The sequence below is a fragment of the Bradyrhizobium sp. Rc3b genome (assembly GCF_900114915.1).
Classification (GTDB): Bacteria; Pseudomonadota; Alphaproteobacteria; order Rhizobiales; family Xanthobacteraceae; genus Bradyrhizobium.
In genome coordinates this window covers 144,118-159,664 of the sequence record NZ_FOUS01000008.1, presented here as the reverse complement: position 1 = coordinate 159,664, position 15,547 = coordinate 144,118, and the positions used below count along the sequence as shown (strand labels likewise).

Annotated in this window: 14 protein-coding genes; 11 read left to right on the top strand and 3 right to left on the bottom strand. The window is 63.2% G+C overall.

Annotated elements, in window-relative coordinates:
- The first annotated feature begins 81 nt into the window (after positions 1–81).
- The 5 genes from BM190_RS20040 (at position 82) to BM190_RS40530 (ending at position 4,849) form a co-directional block, all read left to right on the top strand.
- A complete protein-coding gene (locus BM190_RS20040) occupies positions 82–1,020 on the top strand; it encodes a carbohydrate ABC transporter permease (RefSeq protein WP_018318007.1) in 939 nt (312 codons plus the stop codon).
- Complete coding sequence (locus tag BM190_RS20035) at positions 1,020–1,931, top strand: carbohydrate ABC transporter permease (RefSeq protein WP_018318006.1); 912 nt, start codon at positions 1,020–1,022, stop codon at positions 1,929–1,931. The genes BM190_RS20040 and BM190_RS20035 overlap by 1 nt, the downstream gene beginning before the upstream one ends.
- A 6-nt stretch (positions 1,932–1,937) precedes the next feature.
- Positions 1,938–3,038, top strand: coding sequence for an ABC transporter ATP-binding protein (locus tag BM190_RS20030; protein ID WP_018318005.1), 1,101 nt, complete (start codon positions 1,938–1,940; stop codon positions 3,036–3,038).
- A 34-nt stretch (positions 3,039–3,072) separates the two neighbouring features.
- The gene (locus tag BM190_RS20025; RefSeq protein WP_092258067.1) at positions 3,073–4,062 is read left to right on the top strand and encodes a hydroxyacid dehydrogenase; all 990 of its coding nucleotides are present in this window, start codon (positions 3,073–3,075) and stop codon (positions 4,060–4,062) included.
- A 259-nt stretch (positions 4,063–4,321) separates the two neighbouring features.
- Positions 4,322–4,849: a hypothetical protein gene (locus BM190_RS40530; protein WP_177237172.1), complete on the top strand. Its 528-nt coding sequence runs from the start codon at positions 4,322–4,324 to the stop codon at positions 4,847–4,849.
- Positions 4,850–4,913: 64 nt separating this feature from the next.
- Here BM190_RS40530 and BM190_RS20015 read toward each other — a convergent pair whose 3' ends face one another.
- Entirely contained in the window at positions 4,914–5,411 is a 498-nt protein-coding gene (locus BM190_RS20015) for a DUF1993 domain-containing protein (RefSeq protein ID WP_177237202.1), read from the bottom strand.
- A 126-nt stretch (positions 5,412–5,537) separates the two neighbouring features.
- On the opposite strand from BM190_RS20015, the gene BM190_RS20010 reads away from it, so the two are divergent.
- From BM190_RS20010 to BM190_RS19985, 6 genes are all read left to right on the top strand, one after another.
- Positions 5,538–6,317, top strand: a complete 780-nt coding sequence (locus BM190_RS20010; protein ID WP_092258061.1) for a transporter substrate-binding domain-containing protein — start codon at positions 5,538–5,540, stop codon at positions 6,315–6,317.
- Positions 6,318–6,678: 361 nt separating this feature from the next.
- Positions 6,679–7,524: a DUF2147 domain-containing protein gene (locus tag BM190_RS20005; protein WP_177237171.1), complete on the top strand. Its 846-nt coding sequence runs from the start codon at positions 6,679–6,681 to the stop codon at positions 7,522–7,524.
- 458 nt (positions 7,525–7,982) lie between these two features.
- The gene (locus tag BM190_RS20000) at positions 7,983–10,775 is read left to right on the top strand and encodes a PAS domain-containing protein (RefSeq protein WP_177237170.1); all 2,793 of its coding nucleotides are present in this window, start codon (positions 7,983–7,985) and stop codon (positions 10,773–10,775) included.
- Entirely contained in the window at positions 10,772–12,349 is a 1,578-nt protein-coding gene (locus BM190_RS19995; protein ID WP_092258052.1) for a CHAT domain-containing protein, read from the top strand. The genes BM190_RS20000 and BM190_RS19995 overlap by 4 nt, the downstream gene beginning before the upstream one ends.
- Positions 12,350–12,383: 34 nt before the next feature.
- On the top strand, positions 12,384–13,622 hold the full coding sequence (locus BM190_RS19990) for a hypothetical protein (protein ID WP_143109062.1): 1,239 nt from the start codon (positions 12,384–12,386) through the stop codon (positions 13,620–13,622).
- Positions 13,623–13,779: 157 nt separating this feature from the next.
- Positions 13,780–14,136: a hypothetical protein gene (locus tag BM190_RS19985; protein WP_092258046.1), complete on the top strand. Its 357-nt coding sequence runs from the start codon at positions 13,780–13,782 to the stop codon at positions 14,134–14,136.
- A 143-nt stretch (positions 14,137–14,279) separates the two neighbouring features.
- Here BM190_RS19985 and BM190_RS19980 read toward each other — a convergent pair whose 3' ends face one another.
- Together BM190_RS19980 and BM190_RS19975 are read right to left on the bottom strand one after the other, a co-directional pair.
- Positions 14,280–14,684, bottom strand: coding sequence for a (R)-mandelonitrile lyase (locus BM190_RS19980; protein WP_018317994.1), 405 nt, complete (start codon positions 14,682–14,684; stop codon positions 14,280–14,282).
- Positions 14,685–14,699: 15 nt separating this feature from the next.
- Complete coding sequence (locus BM190_RS19975; RefSeq protein WP_018317993.1) at positions 14,700–15,398, bottom strand: ribonuclease activity regulator RraA; 699 nt, start codon at positions 15,396–15,398, stop codon at positions 14,700–14,702.
- Positions 15,399–15,547 lie beyond the last annotated feature (149 nt).

Below are 15,547 nucleotides of genomic sequence, written 5' to 3'. Positions count from 1 at the left end.
GGCCGGGAAGCCGACCCCAATGGCCGGCTTCGCGGTTGGACAAAGAAGTAGATCCAATAGAGCTGATTCAAGGAAGCTGAGATGGCCGATGTCGTCGTCGAGCAAGGTCGCGCCGTCCGTGCAAGGGGCGCGCGGAAGGGATCAAGCCTGCGCAACGCGCTCGGACGGAAATCGACGGTGGCGTTCTTCCTGACGCTTCCGCTGATCCTTCTGATCGTCCTGCTCGTGCTCTACCCCGCCTTCTACTCGGTGTACCTCGCGACGCTGAACAAGGCGATGACGAAGTTCGTCGGCCTCAGCAACTTCACCTTCCTGTTCAAGCGCGAGACGTTCTGGATGGTGGTGCGGCAGTCCTGCATCTTCGCCATCACCGCGGTGGTCTTCAAGGCGCTGATCGGTTTCATCGTCGCGCATTTCGTCCACAACATTCCGGGCAAGAAGCAGCGCAAATGGCGCGGCATGCTGCTGGTGCCCTGGGTGATTCCGCCGGCGATGAGCACGCTGGCCTGGCTGTGGCTGTTCGATCCCTCCTACAGCGCCTTCAACTACACGCTGTCCTTCTTCGGCGTCGGTCCGATCCCCTGGCTCGGCGACACTTTCTGGGCGCGCTTCTCCGTCATCCTGGTCAACGTCTGGTACGGCGCGCCGTTCTTCCTGATCATGTACCTCGCCGCGCTGAAATCCGTGCCCGAACAGCTCTATGAGGCCGCGGCGATCGACGGCGCCAATTGGTGGCAGCGGATCTGGTACGTGACGCTGCCGATGATGCGCAACATCATCGCCATCACGACGCTGTTCTCGCTGATCGTGACCTTCGCCAATTTCGACATCGTGCGCATCCTGACGTCAGGGGGCCCGCTGGATACAACGCATCTGTTCGCCACCTGGGCATTCCAGGTCGGCATCCAGAGCAGCGATATTCCGCTCGGCGCCTGCGTCTCCCTGTTCATGGTGCCGATCCTCGCCGTCGCAGCGATCTTCATCCTGCGCGATGTCAACAAACGCGGGAATGAAGCCTGATGAGCACGCTTGCAATCGACAAGGCCGGCCCCTCCCGCAAGATCAAATACGGCAGCATGAGCCGCGACCGCACCTGGGCGCTGCGCTGGTCTTATTTCTTCCTGGTGCTGTTTGCGATCTTCTTCCTGACGCCGCCGATCTACATGCTGATCACCTCGCTCAAGAGCAGCGCGGAAATATCGGCGGCGACCAATCCCTGGTGGGTGTTCCATCCGACGCTGTCGAACTATGTCGAGCTCCTGAGCTCGAACCAGTTCCTGCGCTTCTTCTGGAATTCGTCGATCGTGTCGATCGTGGTCGTCATCATCACGATGCTGATCAGCATCCCTGCCGCCTTTGCGCTGGCCCGGATGAAGTTCTGGGGCTCCGCGACGCTGGCCACCGGCGTCTTCCTCACCTATTTGATCCCGGACAGTCTTCTGTTCATTCCCCTGTTCAAGGTGCTCGGAATGGTCCAGGACATCACCGGCATCACGCTGCTCAACAGATGGTACGTGCTGCTGTTCATCTATCCGACGCTGACGGTGCCGTTCTGCACCTGGATCATGATCGGCTATTTCGCCTCGATCCCGAAGGAGCTGGACGAGGCCGCGCTGATCGACGGCGCCTCCTGGCTGCAGACCCTGACGCGGATATTCATCCCCGTCGCGCTGCCCGGCCTGATCGCCGCGACCATCTTCGCGTTCACCGTATCCTGGGCGCAGTTCCTCTATCCCCTGGTGTTCACGACCTCGGTGGACCAACTGGTGCTGCCGGTCGGCATCACCACGACGCTGATCAAGGGCGACGTCTTCAACTGGGGACAGATCATGACCGGCGCGCTGCTCGGCGCGGCGCCGCCGCTGATCATCTACGCCTTCCTGATGGACTACTACATTGCCGGCCTGACCGCCGGTGCGACAAAGGGTTGATGTCTCATGGCTGACGTTGCTTTGCGGAAAGTGGTTAAGCGTTACGACGACGTCGAAGCCGTGCGCGGCATCGATCTGGATATCGCCGACCATGAGTTCATCGTGCTGGTCGGCCCCTCCGGCTGCGGCAAGTCGACGACGCTGCGGATGATCGCAGGCCTCGAGGACATCAGCGACGGCGACATCATGATCGGCGGCGACGTCGTCAACGACGTGCCGCCGAAAGACCGCGACATCGCGATGGTGTTCCAGAACTACGCACTCTATCCGCACATGACGGTCGCGGAGAACATGTCGTTCGGGCTGCGCCTGAAGCATTATCCCAAGGCCGAGATCAAGGCGCGGGTCACGGAAGCCGCCCGCCTCCTCGACATCACCGACCTGATCGACCGCAAGCCGAAACAGCTCTCGGGCGGCCAGCGCCAGCGCGTCGCGATGGGCCGGGCCATCGTGCGCAACCCGAAAGTCTTCCTGTTCGACGAGCCGTTGTCCAATCTCGACGCCAAGCTGCGCGTGCAGATGCGGATCGAGATCAAGAAGGTGCACCAGAAGGTCCGCACCACGACCGTGTACGTCACCCACGACCAGGTCGAGGCGATGACCTTGGCCGACCGTGTGGTGGTGATGAACAAGGGCAAGATCGAGCAGATCGGCACCCCGAACGAGCTCTACCACAAGCCGGCCACGCGCTTCGTCGCCGGCTTCATCGGGTCGCCCGCCATGAACTTCATCCCGTGCCGGCTCGAGGACGCCGGCGGCACGCTCCAGATCCGGCTCACCGACCGCATCGCGTTCGCGCTGCCGCCGGCCCGCGCGGCGCGCTACAACGCGCTGCCGCGCACCGACAAGCTGCTGCTCGGCCTGCGGCCCGAGCATCTCACCGAGTCGCATGCGCATCTGGGGCCGGGCGTCGAGACCTTCGAGACCGTGCTCGACGTCACCGAGCCGATGGGAATGGAGACCCTGGTCTATTTCGGGCTCGAGGGCACGCCGATCTGCGGCCGCGTCGATCCCAACGCCGGCGCCAAGGACGGGGCACCCATGCGTTTGGCGATGGACCTCAATAACATGCACCTGCTAAACGAGGCGACCGGCGTCGTGTTGTGACGCCGGTCCAAGAAACTCGCGCAGGCAGGGGACGATGGCGACCAACAAGAAGAAGATTTTCGTTACACAAACTTTGTCGCAAGGGGCACGCGCCCTCCTTACCCAGCGGGACGATATCGAGCTCGTCGAGTTTGCGAACCTGATCTCGGCCAGGGATTTCGAGGCCTTGCTGAAGAGCCATGCGCCGGTCCATGGCGTGGCGCTCGGCGCCACCGCCTTCGGCGAGACCGAGCTCGAGGCGTCCAAGGACATGAAGGTCGTGACCCGCATCGGCGTCGGCTACGACGCCGTCGACGTGCCCGCCCTTTCCCGCCGCAAGGTGCCGCTGATGGTCGCGGGCAGCGCCAACTCGCCCTCGGTCGCCGAGCAGGCGCTGTTCATGATGCTGACGCTGGCCAAGCGCGCGAACGAGTTGCACGCCTGCGTCAAGGACGGCAAATGGGCCGACCGGCTCGGCATGCTGCCGTTCGATCTGTACGGCAAAACCGTGCTGATCATAGGCTTCGGCCGCATCGGCAGCCGTACCGCCAAGCGGTGCCTGGCGATGGAAATGACCGTGCAGGTCTACGATCCCTACAAGCCAGCCGCCGAGATCAAGGCTGCCGGCTGCGAGCCCGTCGCCGACCTCGACGCCGCGCTGCCTCACGCCGATTTCGTCACCATCCACTGCCCGAAGACGCCGGAAACCGTCGGTCTGTTCGATGCAGCGCGGATCGGCCGGATGAAGCCGAAATCCTATCTCATCAACACCGCGCGCGGCGGCATCGTGAAGGAAGCCGCGCTGTACGACGCCCTGGTCTCCGGCAAGCTCGCCGGCGCCGGCATCGACGTGTTCGAGGTGGAGCCGCCGCCGGTCAGCAACGCGCTGTTCGCGCTGCCCAACGTCATCATCGCCCCCCACGTCGCCGGCGTCACGGTGGAGGCGGTCAGCCGCATGAGCGAGCAGACCGCGCGCAACATCCTGAGTGTGCTGGACGGCGATCCCATCCGGCAGAACATCATCAATCAGGACGTGCTGGGCTGAACAAGCCGAATGCGGATGGACAAAGCGCGATGAATCGTCATCGCGCTTTGGTTATTGTTTGAGCATGATCTTTTCGGAAAACCGCTGCGCACTTTTCCGGATCATGCTTGGTCCACCCGCCTTCGGAAGGCCAGAATGCGTCCCATTTTGGTGCAGATCGAGCCCCAACTCAGCCTTAATCAAGCGCGCGTAATGGTGACGGAAGCGCGGCGGCAGCGGGACAGGACTAGCCGGCCGTGCCGAGCTGGAGGATCAACCCTTGTCAGAGATCGACCCGACCGACCACGCGCTGGCAACCATCGCCAGCATCCTGGAGCACCCCGAGCCCGTCCTCGTCATTCGCAAGACCGAGACGGAGATCGTGGTTGCCGGAGAGCGCGAGCACGTGGACCCCGACGAGCATCAGGTCGTCGATGAGTATTCGGCTGTCGACGAGCATCCGTCGGTCGACGAGCATCAGTCAGTCGACGAGCATCCAATGGTCGAAGAGCAGCCGCTGGTGCCGGAGCACACCGACGCCGATGGCTATAGCAAGGTCGGCCCCGGCCCGATGGTCACGATCCGGCTGAAATGGACGGTCCATCGCGGCGATGACGGCCAGTATTACGTCCACGAGACCATCGGCGAACAGTCCACGCCCGTGGTCAGCGGCCCCATGACGAGTGAGGCCGCGGTGCATTTCGTCGACGTCCAGCAGGACGAGGCGAACAGGCGCTTCGAGCAGCTGCGCAGCGAGATCGCCGGCCGCAGCTCGCTCGCCGACTACGAGCGCAAGGGCGAATCCTAGCGCTCCGACCCCAGGTCTCCGTGCACCTCTCCCGAAGGGAGAGGTGCACACCTAGCCTCGGCAACTACTTCCTTCCCAAATAATCCTTCTTCACCAGCTCGACACCTGCATGGCGCAGCAGGTCGTAGGCGGTCGTGACGTGAAAGAAGAACTGCGGGACACTGAACGTCAGCAGCAGCGCTCGCCCGGTGAAGGGCAGCTCGGTCCCGTTCTTCAGCCTGAAGAAGACATTCCGTTCCGCCGCCGCATCGATCTCCGCACGCGGCAGGCTTTCGATGAACTCGATCGAGGTTGCGATCCGCGCCTGAAGTCCGGCCATGTCGTGCTCTAGCGCCGGCAGCGCCACCGGCTCGAGCTCCGCCAGCAAGGCCGGGGCGACCACGGCATGCCGGCAGGCCTCGCCGACCTGCTGCGCCAGATCGTACATGTTCGGGGCCAGCCGCATACCGAGCAGAACGGCCGGATTGAACTTGCGGGCCTCCGCATACGCCACGCCCTTGTCGAGCAGTCCCGACAGGTTGCGCAAATGCGGGACGAAGAGGCCGACAGAGGCCTCGTACATCGAGATCGTCACGTCAAGATTCCCTTCAATTCCATCTCGCCAGCGACTGGCATCTGGTCTAAATCCACCCCTCAAGAGCTGCACAATGACAGCTCGCGCAGGGGTGGAAAAGACATGATCGTTCGGATGGCTGTTCGAATCTTGGCGGCCGCGGCCGTGGCGTTGCTGGCAAACCTTTCGGCCCACGCGCAGCAGGCGCCCTCGCGCCTCGACGAGATCGTCAAGCGCGGCACCTTGCGCGTCGGCATGACCGGCGACTACAAGCCCTTCACCTATCTGGACAAGGCGACGCAAAAATTCAGCGGCTTCGATGTCGATATGGCGGAGGCGCTCGGCAAGGCGCTCGGGGTCAAGGTCGAGTTCGTTCCGACCGCCTGGCCGAAGCTGATGAAGGATTTCGAGGCCGACCAGTTCGACATCGCCATGGGCGGCGTATCGGTCACGTTCGACCGGCAGAAGAAGGGCTTCTTCTCGACGCCGATCATGCGCGAAGGCAAGACGCCGATCGCGCGCTGCGCCGACGTCGGCAAGTACCAGACGCTCCCTGATATCGACAAGAAGGGCACCCGCGTGATCGTCAATCCCGGCGGCACCAACGAGCGCTTTGCCCGTGCCAACATCAAGGACGCCGAGATCACCGTCTTCTCCGACAATACCGTGATCTTCGACGAGATCGCCAAGGGCAACGCCGATCTGATGATGACGGACGCCTCCGAGACGCGCTACCAGCAGAAGCAGCACGCCGGCGTGCTCTGCGCGGTGCATCCCGAAAAACCGTTCGACTTCTCCGAGAAGGCCTATTGGCTCCAGCGCGACATGGCGCTGAAGGCCTTCGTCGACCAATGGCTGCATATCTCGATGGAAGACGGCAGCTACAAGAAGATCTATGCAGCGTGGTTCGACTAGCAATGCGACGGGAATTGGCAATCGCAATCGCGCTCGGGATCGGCGGGGTCCACGGTGCGGTCGCGAAGACGAAGTTCACGCCCGCGACAGGGCCGGCCTGCAAGGACGAGTCGACAAATGAACTCGGCCTGTGGACCTGCCCGGCTTGTCCGCGGAGGTAGACGCGGCGCGCTGAATCTTCGCCGCTCAGGCGCGCCAAATTCGAGCGGGGCCGCCCTGCCCAACTCCGGGCAGAGTTCGGCGTTATTGAACCAAGGTCGGCACGCGCACGACTTATACCGAGGACAGTGATCTAGATCACTTTTGAAGATCGAACCGAGGCGTAAGCGTCGGTCCGGGACTATCTGCTCAGGAGATGGAAATGAGGAAGCTGTTGGCCGCGGCCGCATTCCTGTTGGCGAGTACAGCTGCTCAAGCACAGTACACTTTCGAATATGGCGGACGCACCATCCGGATCGATCCGGACCGCGGCACGGTGCAGATTCCCGGCGTGTACGACAACACCGGCCAGGCCAAGGCCAAGAAGGCCAAGAAGAACGAGCAGGCGCCGCAGCAGGCCACGGTCGATCCGCAGGCACCAGCCGCTCCAGCTCCCGCTCCCGCCGCCCCGCCCGCGGCTGCTGCAGCCGTGGCGCCGCCTCCTGCGCCACCACCGCCGGCGCCTCCGCCGACCACGACCGCCACCAATGCGCCGGCTGACACGGCCGTGCTGCCGCCACCTGCGCCGCCCCCGGCCCCTGCGCCCGCTGAGCAGCAGGCAGCGCCCACCGTGGCGCCACCGCCCGCTCCGACCGTCGCTACTGCGCCATCGGCGCCGCCTCCGCCGCCTGCTCCGGCGCCTGCCGCCGCTCCCGTCCAGGCGGCCGCAGCCACGCCGGCTCCGGCAGCCGCGGCCACACGCGACCTCAGCTCGCCGCTCGGCGTCTGGCTTACCGAGGAAAAGGAAGGCAAGGTCCGCATCGAGCAATGCGGCAGCAATCTCTGCGGCTACTCGGTTGATTCCAAATCGAACCAGAATGGCGAGCAGGTTCTGATCAACATGAAGCCCAGCAAGGACCAGAAATGGTCCGGCCGCATCCTCGATCCGAACTCCGGCTCGACCTACGATTCGACGATCGCGATGAAGGGCACCGATCGCCTGCGCGTGCAGGGCTGCGCCTTCGGCGGCATGTTCTGCGGCGGCCAGACCTGGACGCGGGTGAATTGAGCGGCGCTGATTGCACGTGAGCCAACCTGGCGCAGGTAGGCTGACGTTTTCGTCACACAACCTGCAATCTATGATCCGACTGGCCGGGATAGTCGTCGCTATCCCCGCCCATGCGAGCCGGGGCCTCGTGTCGTAGGACCGCTCGATTCAAATGCCCCCATTGTGAACCATTTCATACTCTGCCCGCCGAAGTTGCTTCTAGTCTGGATTGATCGCCAGACCCTTTGCGACCTGTCTACCGCGCAGTCGGCACCGTTTCGCCGAGATTGAGTAAACCGAAAAAGTCATTTGCCGATCTTCTTTCGGCGCCGATAGTTGCGTAAGCGAGCGAGGTTGTTATGGAGGAACTCCGTGCGACGCCATCGCTAGTCTCAGGTGACTGGGGCCCCGGCTTGTTGATGACGGAGGAAAGCATACGACGCCATGTGATCGGCGCGCTCCGAAGTCGGCAGACAAGCTTGACGACCGCGCTGCAGCCACTGGTCAACGAGCAAGCGCGGATGCTCGTTTCGGAGTTCGGTTTCGACGCTCAGACCGTCGGCAAAATCCTGCAATCGCAAAATACCATGCTGAGCGTATTGTCGGATCGGTATGACGCGCTCGATGAAGCCGCACATTACAGCGAGATTCCCTTCGTCGAACTGGCGAACGACGGCCGCATCGTCTATTCGAATGCGGCATTCGACAAGCTCATTCCCGGCAGGCGCGGCGCTGCTTTCCCCGGGTTGTTTGGATCCCGTGCAGCCGACGTGTGCATGGCCCTCCGGGCAAATCACAACACGAGTTTGCGCGCGGACATCCAGACCGACGAAACGGTTCGTCAGGTCAGAGTCGAGATCGGCCCGTTGCGCGACGAGGATGGAAAGCCGGGCAATTACGCACTCCTGCTCGACCAGAGCGCTGAGCAGAGCCGCCTCGATGCCTTGCAGGATGGCGTGCTCCGCACCGACTTGACAGGCAAGATCCGGTTCGCAAACGAGCGCGCGGTGCAGGTTCTGGGCTTCTCGGAACCGGAACTCAAGGAGATGTCCCTCTCCCTCGTGTTCGGACCCGAGGACGAGGGAACGACGAACCTGTTCGCCGAATGGATCACCAAACAAACGGGCTTCTCGAGCTTCGTCAGGCTCCGCCCGAAAGACGGTCGTTCCGTTCTGGCAAGGGTGAGCGGAACACCTTACATGGAAGCACCGAACAGCTCGGCAGGGCTGTTGGTGCTGTTTGCTCCTCTTGCCGAAGATCGCGCCCGTCGTGAGCTCAAGACGATTCTAGCCGAGCACGATGATCCGCAAGAGATCATCGAGGCAACGCTCCAGGTCATCGGCAAGGTCATCCCGTTCGAAATGAGCACGTTCGGGGTCTACAACGATCTCAGCGATTATTGGCGAGCGGTCACCGTCTTTCCAAGACCCAGCTGGGAGTGGAGCACGCGTTGGTTCAAGGTGCCGCCCGGCGTGATCGATTGGCTCGAGCAGGGCAAGACGTGGGACAACAATTTGGCCGCGTTCGTCGAGCGCCTCAATCCGGAGGAAATGGATAATCCGGTGAGCAAGGCCATCATCGCCGACGAATTCGAGTCGATGATCGTATTGCCGATCCGCAAAGCCGGAGGCCGGTTTGGAAGCTCGCTGGCTCTGCTGTCCCGCAAGCACCAATACACGGCCTCGGATCTGCGCACGCTGCAAAATCTCGGCGTCGAGGAGATATTGCAGGCCGCAGACGCCGCCATGGAACACGCCCAGGCACGCGCCTTGCGCAAACTCAAGGACGATTTGAACAAGGCAGCGAGCGCACGCGCCATCGCTGAGCTGCTGGCCACAGGCACCACGAAATGCCTGGGCTGGGAGTATGTCGGCGTGTTCCGGGTCGATCGCCGCCGCAGCAAGTTCGTGCTAGTCGCCGAGCACGTCAAGAACGACCGAAACCTGCTCGTGAAAGCTCCTGACCGCAGGGCCGAGTACACCCAGGAGCTGTCCAGCGGCATGCTCGGCAGCTGCTTGACCGAGCGGAACATTCTGGTTGTTCCAGACATCAGCGATACCGAGCGGAACTACGGCTTCATCAAAACCGCACCCGATCAGCGATCCGCCATGACCGTCCCCCTGTTCGTGAATGGCAAGATCGAACTGATCCTGGACATGGAATCATCGGAGTTCAACGCGTTCCGGGGGCCTGATCAGGACGCGGCAAGTGGCCTCGCCGCCGACTGCGAACAGATCTTTGCAGCTCGCTGGCACGAAGCGATCGAGCACGCGCTCATGGATAGAATCGAGCAGGCGGCCGTGATCGTGGATGCCGTTGGGACGATCTGCCACATGAATGGTGCAGCCGAGAACATCTTCGGCCAGGCGCGTGACAAGAAGCTCTCGTCATTTGGCGCCCGGAGCGAAGATTCCTTGCAACTGTCGGAATGCGGGATCCAGCACCGTCTTCACATCCACCTGACGATCGGCGACGCACCGCGCACCGAGCTGACGACTCTCGCAAATCGCGAGCCGTTGAATGACGATTATGGTCATCAACTCTGGCTGTTCACCAGCCTTGCCGACCAAAGCCGGGAGAGCGACTGGGGATATCTGGAAGAGACCGTCACGGCCGTTGCACGCGAGACCCGCGCCCCACTGTTGATGGCCGACGGCCTGCTGCGCGGCGCCGCATCGCTCCTGAGCAAACCAGAGCTCATGAGAAATTGCGCCGAGCTGCTCGAGCAGGCCGCCAACCACCTGCTGAGGGCCGACCTGACTTTCGAACGTCTGTCCGATCGTCTGACCGTTCAGCAGACGCCGCAGGAGGCCCCCGAGCAATTCGACGTATTGGAGGTGCTTTATCACGAGGTCGAAGGCCTTCCCGTCGAGGATCGTGCCGCGATCGACCTCGTCGACCAGATTGCGATGCGTCATCCGGTGTTGGTCAAGGGATGGACGAAGAGGTTGAGCTTTGCATTTCGCTCCGCCCTCAGCTCTCTGCTGTTGTTGCGCATCACGCCGAACGACAGGTTGACCGTGACGATCGCGGAACGGCCGCCGCATCGCCTCTCGGTGTCCATGCGCCTGCCCGCGACGATTACCGACGCTCTGGCACCGTCGGCGGCGGACCCGATCGAGCAGAGCCAGCACCGGGCACGGCAGATGGCTAGCATCGCGATCGAGGCGATACGCAAGGCTGCCGAGCAGCACGACGGCACTCTGGTCGAGTTGGACGGCGCGGGACTCGAGTTCAACCTGCCATTGTGCGTGCAGGAGGTACCGGTATGACAGCGAAGATTGCCATAGCCACCGCCGAACCAAGCATGTTCGAAACCCTGCGGGGACATCTGCTCGCGGCCGGAGTGGCCCTGGAGGACTTGTACGACAAGCCTCTGATGACCCCGGACCAGACCAGCGAGTGGCTCATCGCGAATGAGACTGAATTGCTCGTGCTCGACGCCCGGTTGCCGACTGACCCCAGCGCCGTATTCGACACACGCACGACCCTTGGCGCAAAGCACGTGCTCAACACCGTGGTCCTGGCCCAGGACCCCCACACCTCCGTGCTGGTCATCGCACCTTCGTTCGGAACCTGCGCGGACCTGGAGGAAGAGTGCCGAGCAGCAGGCAATGCGTTGATCCTGCCGATGGACGCGCTGCAGCTGCACCGGCATCGGATCTTGCGCCCGTTCATTGCGATGCTCACCGGGCATCCCGATGAGACGGATGCGATTCCGGGCGCGTTCCGCGTGATCGAGATCGAAATCCATAGCGCCAAGGTGGAATGCCGGCTCGGAACGGGTGAAGACGGCTCTCCTATGCTTCGCTGGAACACCATCAGCGATCTCGATGACCTCAAATCTGCCGCTCAGACTTATGCGCGCGACGAGATGCCGCTGAACAACTGGCTCGGCCAAACGCGGGACATCGGAACACGCTTGTTCAAGAGCTTCGTTGTCAAAGCGATCGGCGAACATCTGTTCTCGCAGATCGAGAAGTCCGCGGGCGGGCTGGTGGGACTGTCGTTTCGGTTCGTCATCAGCGATGCCGGCTTTTATCCGGTGCCCTTCGAGGCGAGTGTACGTTATCTCTCGGAGGAAAATGGGCCATTCGTGCTGCTCTATGCGCCGATCGTCCGGCGCATTCCATCCTTTGTCCGCGGAAGGGCCAGTGAGCGGGCGCGGATCAAACCGGGCGCAAAATTGATGTTCGTTCGTTCTCAGATCGGCGAACATCCCGATCTGAAGCTCGACAGCGCGATCTGCGATGGCAAGAAATTCGACAAGCTTGGCAATATCGATACCGAACTGAAGCACGTGACAGAGCTGGGTGCCGCGGGCTGTTTCGATTTGAAGGTCGTCAACTTGTCGGACGCCCCTCCGGGCGAGGCCGCCCCCTATCTGCTGAAGCAGCTCGACGCATTCCGGCCGACCATTCTCCACTACGCCGGTCACGCCTGGAGCGATGGCCAGAAAACCGCAACCCTCGTCCTTCCCGGACTGCAACCGCAGCAAGCGGTCGGCCTGAAGCTCGACAGGGTGGCGGCATCCGACGGGCTTTCAACGACGACACTGGTCTACCTCTCGGCCTGCCGTGGCATCTCGAAGGGCTGCGTTCAGCAACTGGTGATGAACGGAATCCCCTACGCCTTGGGCTTCCGATGGAATGTCGAGGACGAACGCGCGCCGCAGTTCGCCAGGGAGTTCTATGACGAACTCCACAAGACGCGGTCCGTTTGCGTCGCGTTCCGTAAAGCCTGTCGCGCATCGTGGGAAAGCCTGAACTACGACGAAGAAAGTCCGATCTGGCTCTCACCGATCTTGCTGGCGCAGTCGACCGATTGGGCAGCTCGCTGCCAGTGAGCAACGACTGAGCTGCTTGGAGTGGAAGGATGTCATGACAGTCTGGGCCACACTCAAGAACGTCGTGGAGCACTGGGCGAGCCGCGAGTTGCGGCGCCCCTATGTCGGTTACGTCGCGTCGAGCGGTGGCAACGCGATGACCGCGGGACAGACCTTCCTGCCCGAAGCGAGCTATTTCGGCGTGCGCATGGTCGAAATGGGCTTGCGAGAGGGCGGCAAGTTTTTCAGCTCGTTCCTTCCGCTCGGCGTCGTGCTCACCGAGTTCAGCTTCGGCGACGGACGTCAGCGCCGACCCACGATCCTGAGCAACGACGAGATCGCAGCTCAGCTGAAGGCCGCCGGTGCCGCTCCGGGGTATGTCGACTTCAAGAATATCTACGCCGTCAGGCGCGCGCCCATGAAGCAGGACAATTTGTCCCTGTTCGTCGGGCTGTTCCGCCTTCCGTTTCACGACGTCGCGCAACAGGTCCTGCAACTGGCGGCCGACCTGACCACACAGACCGGGCTCGCGCCGGGCGTTTCCGACGGGTTGCGCGTGGCTGAAAAGATCTACGACCGGGTCGCGGGCCTGTTCGGACTCAACATCGTCACGCCCATGTTCTCCTATGCCGACGGCAATGCGCTCGGCCGCAGCGGCTATCTCCTGGTTGCCGGCCCCGACCTGGACGAAGCGGTTGCCAAGCGACTGGTGGTGACGGACGACAAATTGCTGCTGGACGGCCAGCGCGTGTCTGGCCTGGACTATTGCCTTCTGGCCATAGAGTTCACGGCCAGCCTGCTGCCCGAGGGACCTGATACGATCAACCCTCTCACGCAGCTCGGATTTCACCGACACTGGCAGGGTGTTGCAAGCAGCATCATGAAGCGGGAGCTGGAGCATGCAGACGAGCAGATGCTGACTCTGCGCTCCGAGGTGATCACTTCACCTGAGCTCGCCGAAAACGATCGCCTCGTGGCCATCGGCGCCTACCAGACCAGCTACGATAAGCTTGTGGAGCGAGTGACACCCAAGAATGCTCACCGCGGCTGGGAAGAGGCACTCCTGGCCGACCCCAACGACAAGACAATCGCCAAACCGGCCGTGACGGAGCTCCTGAAGGGCATGCAGATCCGCCTGCTCACCGGCATCAAGGACGCCCCTGATGATCCGGACAAGCTCTTTGCGTCCGAGGCGTTCGCATTGCGAAAGACAGTCGGCAAGGCCCCGCTGGTCGATACAAACTCCGCCGTCTCGCTGGCGCGCGTGATCGATCGCACCGCGAAAACAAGGTGATGCTACGAACGCCAGCTTTCACGGCTCTGCCCGGCTGATGCGGCGGCGCTCGGACACGTTCGCGTTGGACCGTCCGACCGCATCCGTGACACCCCTCACATCGGTCCGCCCCATGTCGTGACACGATGCCCCGCAGGTTCAGCCAATGGGGCGTGTCATGCGACATCTTTGCAAGGGTATCTTCGCCGCGATCTGGGCCGCCGCCCTGCTCTGCGGACAGGCAAATGCAGCATCGACCAGCTTCGACGGCGCCTGGAACGTGCGGATCTCGTCCTCGAGCGAGACCTGCGGCAACGGCGCCACCGTCGCGATCGGTATCAACAATGGGCAGATCGCATCGACCAGCGCCGCGGTGACGGCATCGGGCCGCGTGGCGGATGCCGGCAGCATCAATGTCACCTTGAGCACCGGCATCAAGCGCGCCGTCGGCTTCGGCCGGCTCAGCGGCACCTCGGGGTCCGGCACCTGGCGCGGCGCGCTGTGCACGGGCACCTGGACGGCGGAACGGATGTAGGCGCCGTGTCCCGGACAAGCAGCAGCGCGAAGCGTTGCTGCGCCGAGCCGAGACCCAGCTTCCTTGCTCGTTCGGCAGTTCTGAGTCCCGGATCGGCGGCGCATCGCCTTGGGGCGATGCGTCTTGTCCGGGACACAAATGCCTCAGCCCAGCGCCGCGCCGTACTCCGCGTCTGTGACCGGCTCCAGCCAGGTCGAGTAGGTCCCGTCGAGCGCCTCCTGCATGGCGATGTGGCACATGCCGTTGGTCGGCGAAGCGCCGTGCCAGTGCAATTCACCCGGCGGGATCCAGACGGTGTCGCCGGGGCGGATCTCCCTGACAGGACCGCCCTTGGTCTGGACGCGGCCGACGCCGGAGATGACGTAGAGCGTCTGCCCGAGCGGATGGTGATGCCAATTGGTGCGCGCGCCGGGCTCGAAGGCGACGCGCGAGCAGTTCAGCCGTGCCGGCGCGGGCGCCATGATGATGGGGTCTTGCCACACGGTACCGGTGAAGTTTTCCTTGGGCGCGCGGCGGGTCAGCCGCGTGCCGGCAACAGTGATCTCCATGGGGTCCTCGCTTCGTTACTTCTTGCTGGCGGCGTAGCGCGCCTTGGTTTCCGCGTTCATGGGGTAGAGGCCGGGCAGCACCGCGCCGTTGTTCACCTCGTTGACGATCCAGGCCTCCATCCGCTCCTGCTCGACGCCCTCGTTGAGCACGTGCTCGAGCATCGCCTGCGGGATCAGCACGCAGCCGTCCTGGTCGGCGACCACGATGTCGTTCGGAAAAACGGCAACCCCGCCGCAGCCGATCGGCTCGCCCCAGCCGACGAAGGTCAGGCCGGCGACCGAAGGCGGCGCGGCATAGCCGTCGCACCACACCGGCAGGTTGGTGCCGAGCACGCCCTCGACGTCACGCACGACGCCGTCGGTGACGAGCGCGGTGACACCGCGCTTCATCATGCGGGCGCAGAGGATGTCGCCGAAGATGCCGGCATCGGTGATCCCCATGGCATCGACCACGGCGATGCAGCCCTCCGGCATCGCCTCGATCGCGGTGCGGGTCGAGATCGGCGACGACCAGGATTCCGGCGTCGCCAGATCCTCGCGCGCCGGCACGAAGCGCAGCGTGAAGGCCGGCCCCACCAGACGCGGCAGGCCGGGGCGCAGCGGCCGCGCGCCCCGCATCCACACATTGCGCAGGCCCTTTTTCAGCAGGACCGTGGTGATGGTGGCAGTGGTGATGCCGGCGAGGATCTTGCGGGCTTCGGGGGACAGCGACATGGAAACAGACGAGCTCCGGATGGGCGGGAAAGAACGAGCGCATCTTGCGAGCCGGGCGCTTTGCGTCAAGGGCCAAGAGGCTATCAATAATGCAGGGCCGGTGGGCTGTTATGCGACGCGATAACAAAGCCTTATCGTGGCCTCCTGCA

What these genes read in the sequence shown, in the direction of transcription:
- BM190_RS20040 (WP_018318007.1), top strand. Translation starts at nt 82, where the DNA reads ATGGCCGATGTCGTCGTCGAGCAAGGTCGCGCCGTCCGTGCAAGGGGC.
- BM190_RS20035 (WP_018318006.1), top strand. Translation starts at nt 1,020, where the DNA reads ATGAGCACGCTTGCAATCGACAAGGCCGGCCCCTCCCGCAAGATCAAA.
- BM190_RS20030 (WP_018318005.1), top strand. Translation starts at nt 1,938, where the DNA reads ATGGCTGACGTTGCTTTGCGGAAAGTGGTTAAGCGTTACGACGACGTC.
- BM190_RS20025 (WP_092258067.1), top strand. Translation starts at nt 3,073, where the DNA reads ATGGCGACCAACAAGAAGAAGATTTTCGTTACACAAACTTTGTCGCAA.
- BM190_RS20015 (WP_177237202.1), bottom strand. Translation starts at nt 5,411, where the DNA reads ATGTACGAGGCCTCTGTCGGCCTCTTCGTCCCGCATTTGCGCAACCTG.
- BM190_RS20010 (WP_092258061.1), top strand. Translation starts at nt 5,538, where the DNA reads ATGGCTGTTCGAATCTTGGCGGCCGCGGCCGTGGCGTTGCTGGCAAAC.
- BM190_RS20005 (WP_177237171.1), top strand. Translation starts at nt 6,679, where the DNA reads ATGAGGAAGCTGTTGGCCGCGGCCGCATTCCTGTTGGCGAGTACAGCT.
- BM190_RS19995 (WP_092258052.1), top strand. Translation starts at nt 10,772, where the DNA reads ATGACAGCGAAGATTGCCATAGCCACCGCCGAACCAAGCATGTTCGAA.
- BM190_RS19990 (WP_143109062.1), top strand. Translation starts at nt 12,384, where the DNA reads ATGACAGTCTGGGCCACACTCAAGAACGTCGTGGAGCACTGGGCGAGC.
- BM190_RS19985 (WP_092258046.1), top strand. Translation starts at nt 13,780, where the DNA reads ATGCGACATCTTTGCAAGGGTATCTTCGCCGCGATCTGGGCCGCCGCC.
- BM190_RS19980 (WP_018317994.1), bottom strand. Translation starts at nt 14,684, where the DNA reads ATGGAGATCACTGTTGCCGGCACGCGGCTGACCCGCCGCGCGCCCAAG.
- BM190_RS19975 (WP_018317993.1), bottom strand. Translation starts at nt 15,398, where the DNA reads ATGTCGCTGTCCCCCGAAGCCCGCAAGATCCTCGCCGGCATCACCACT.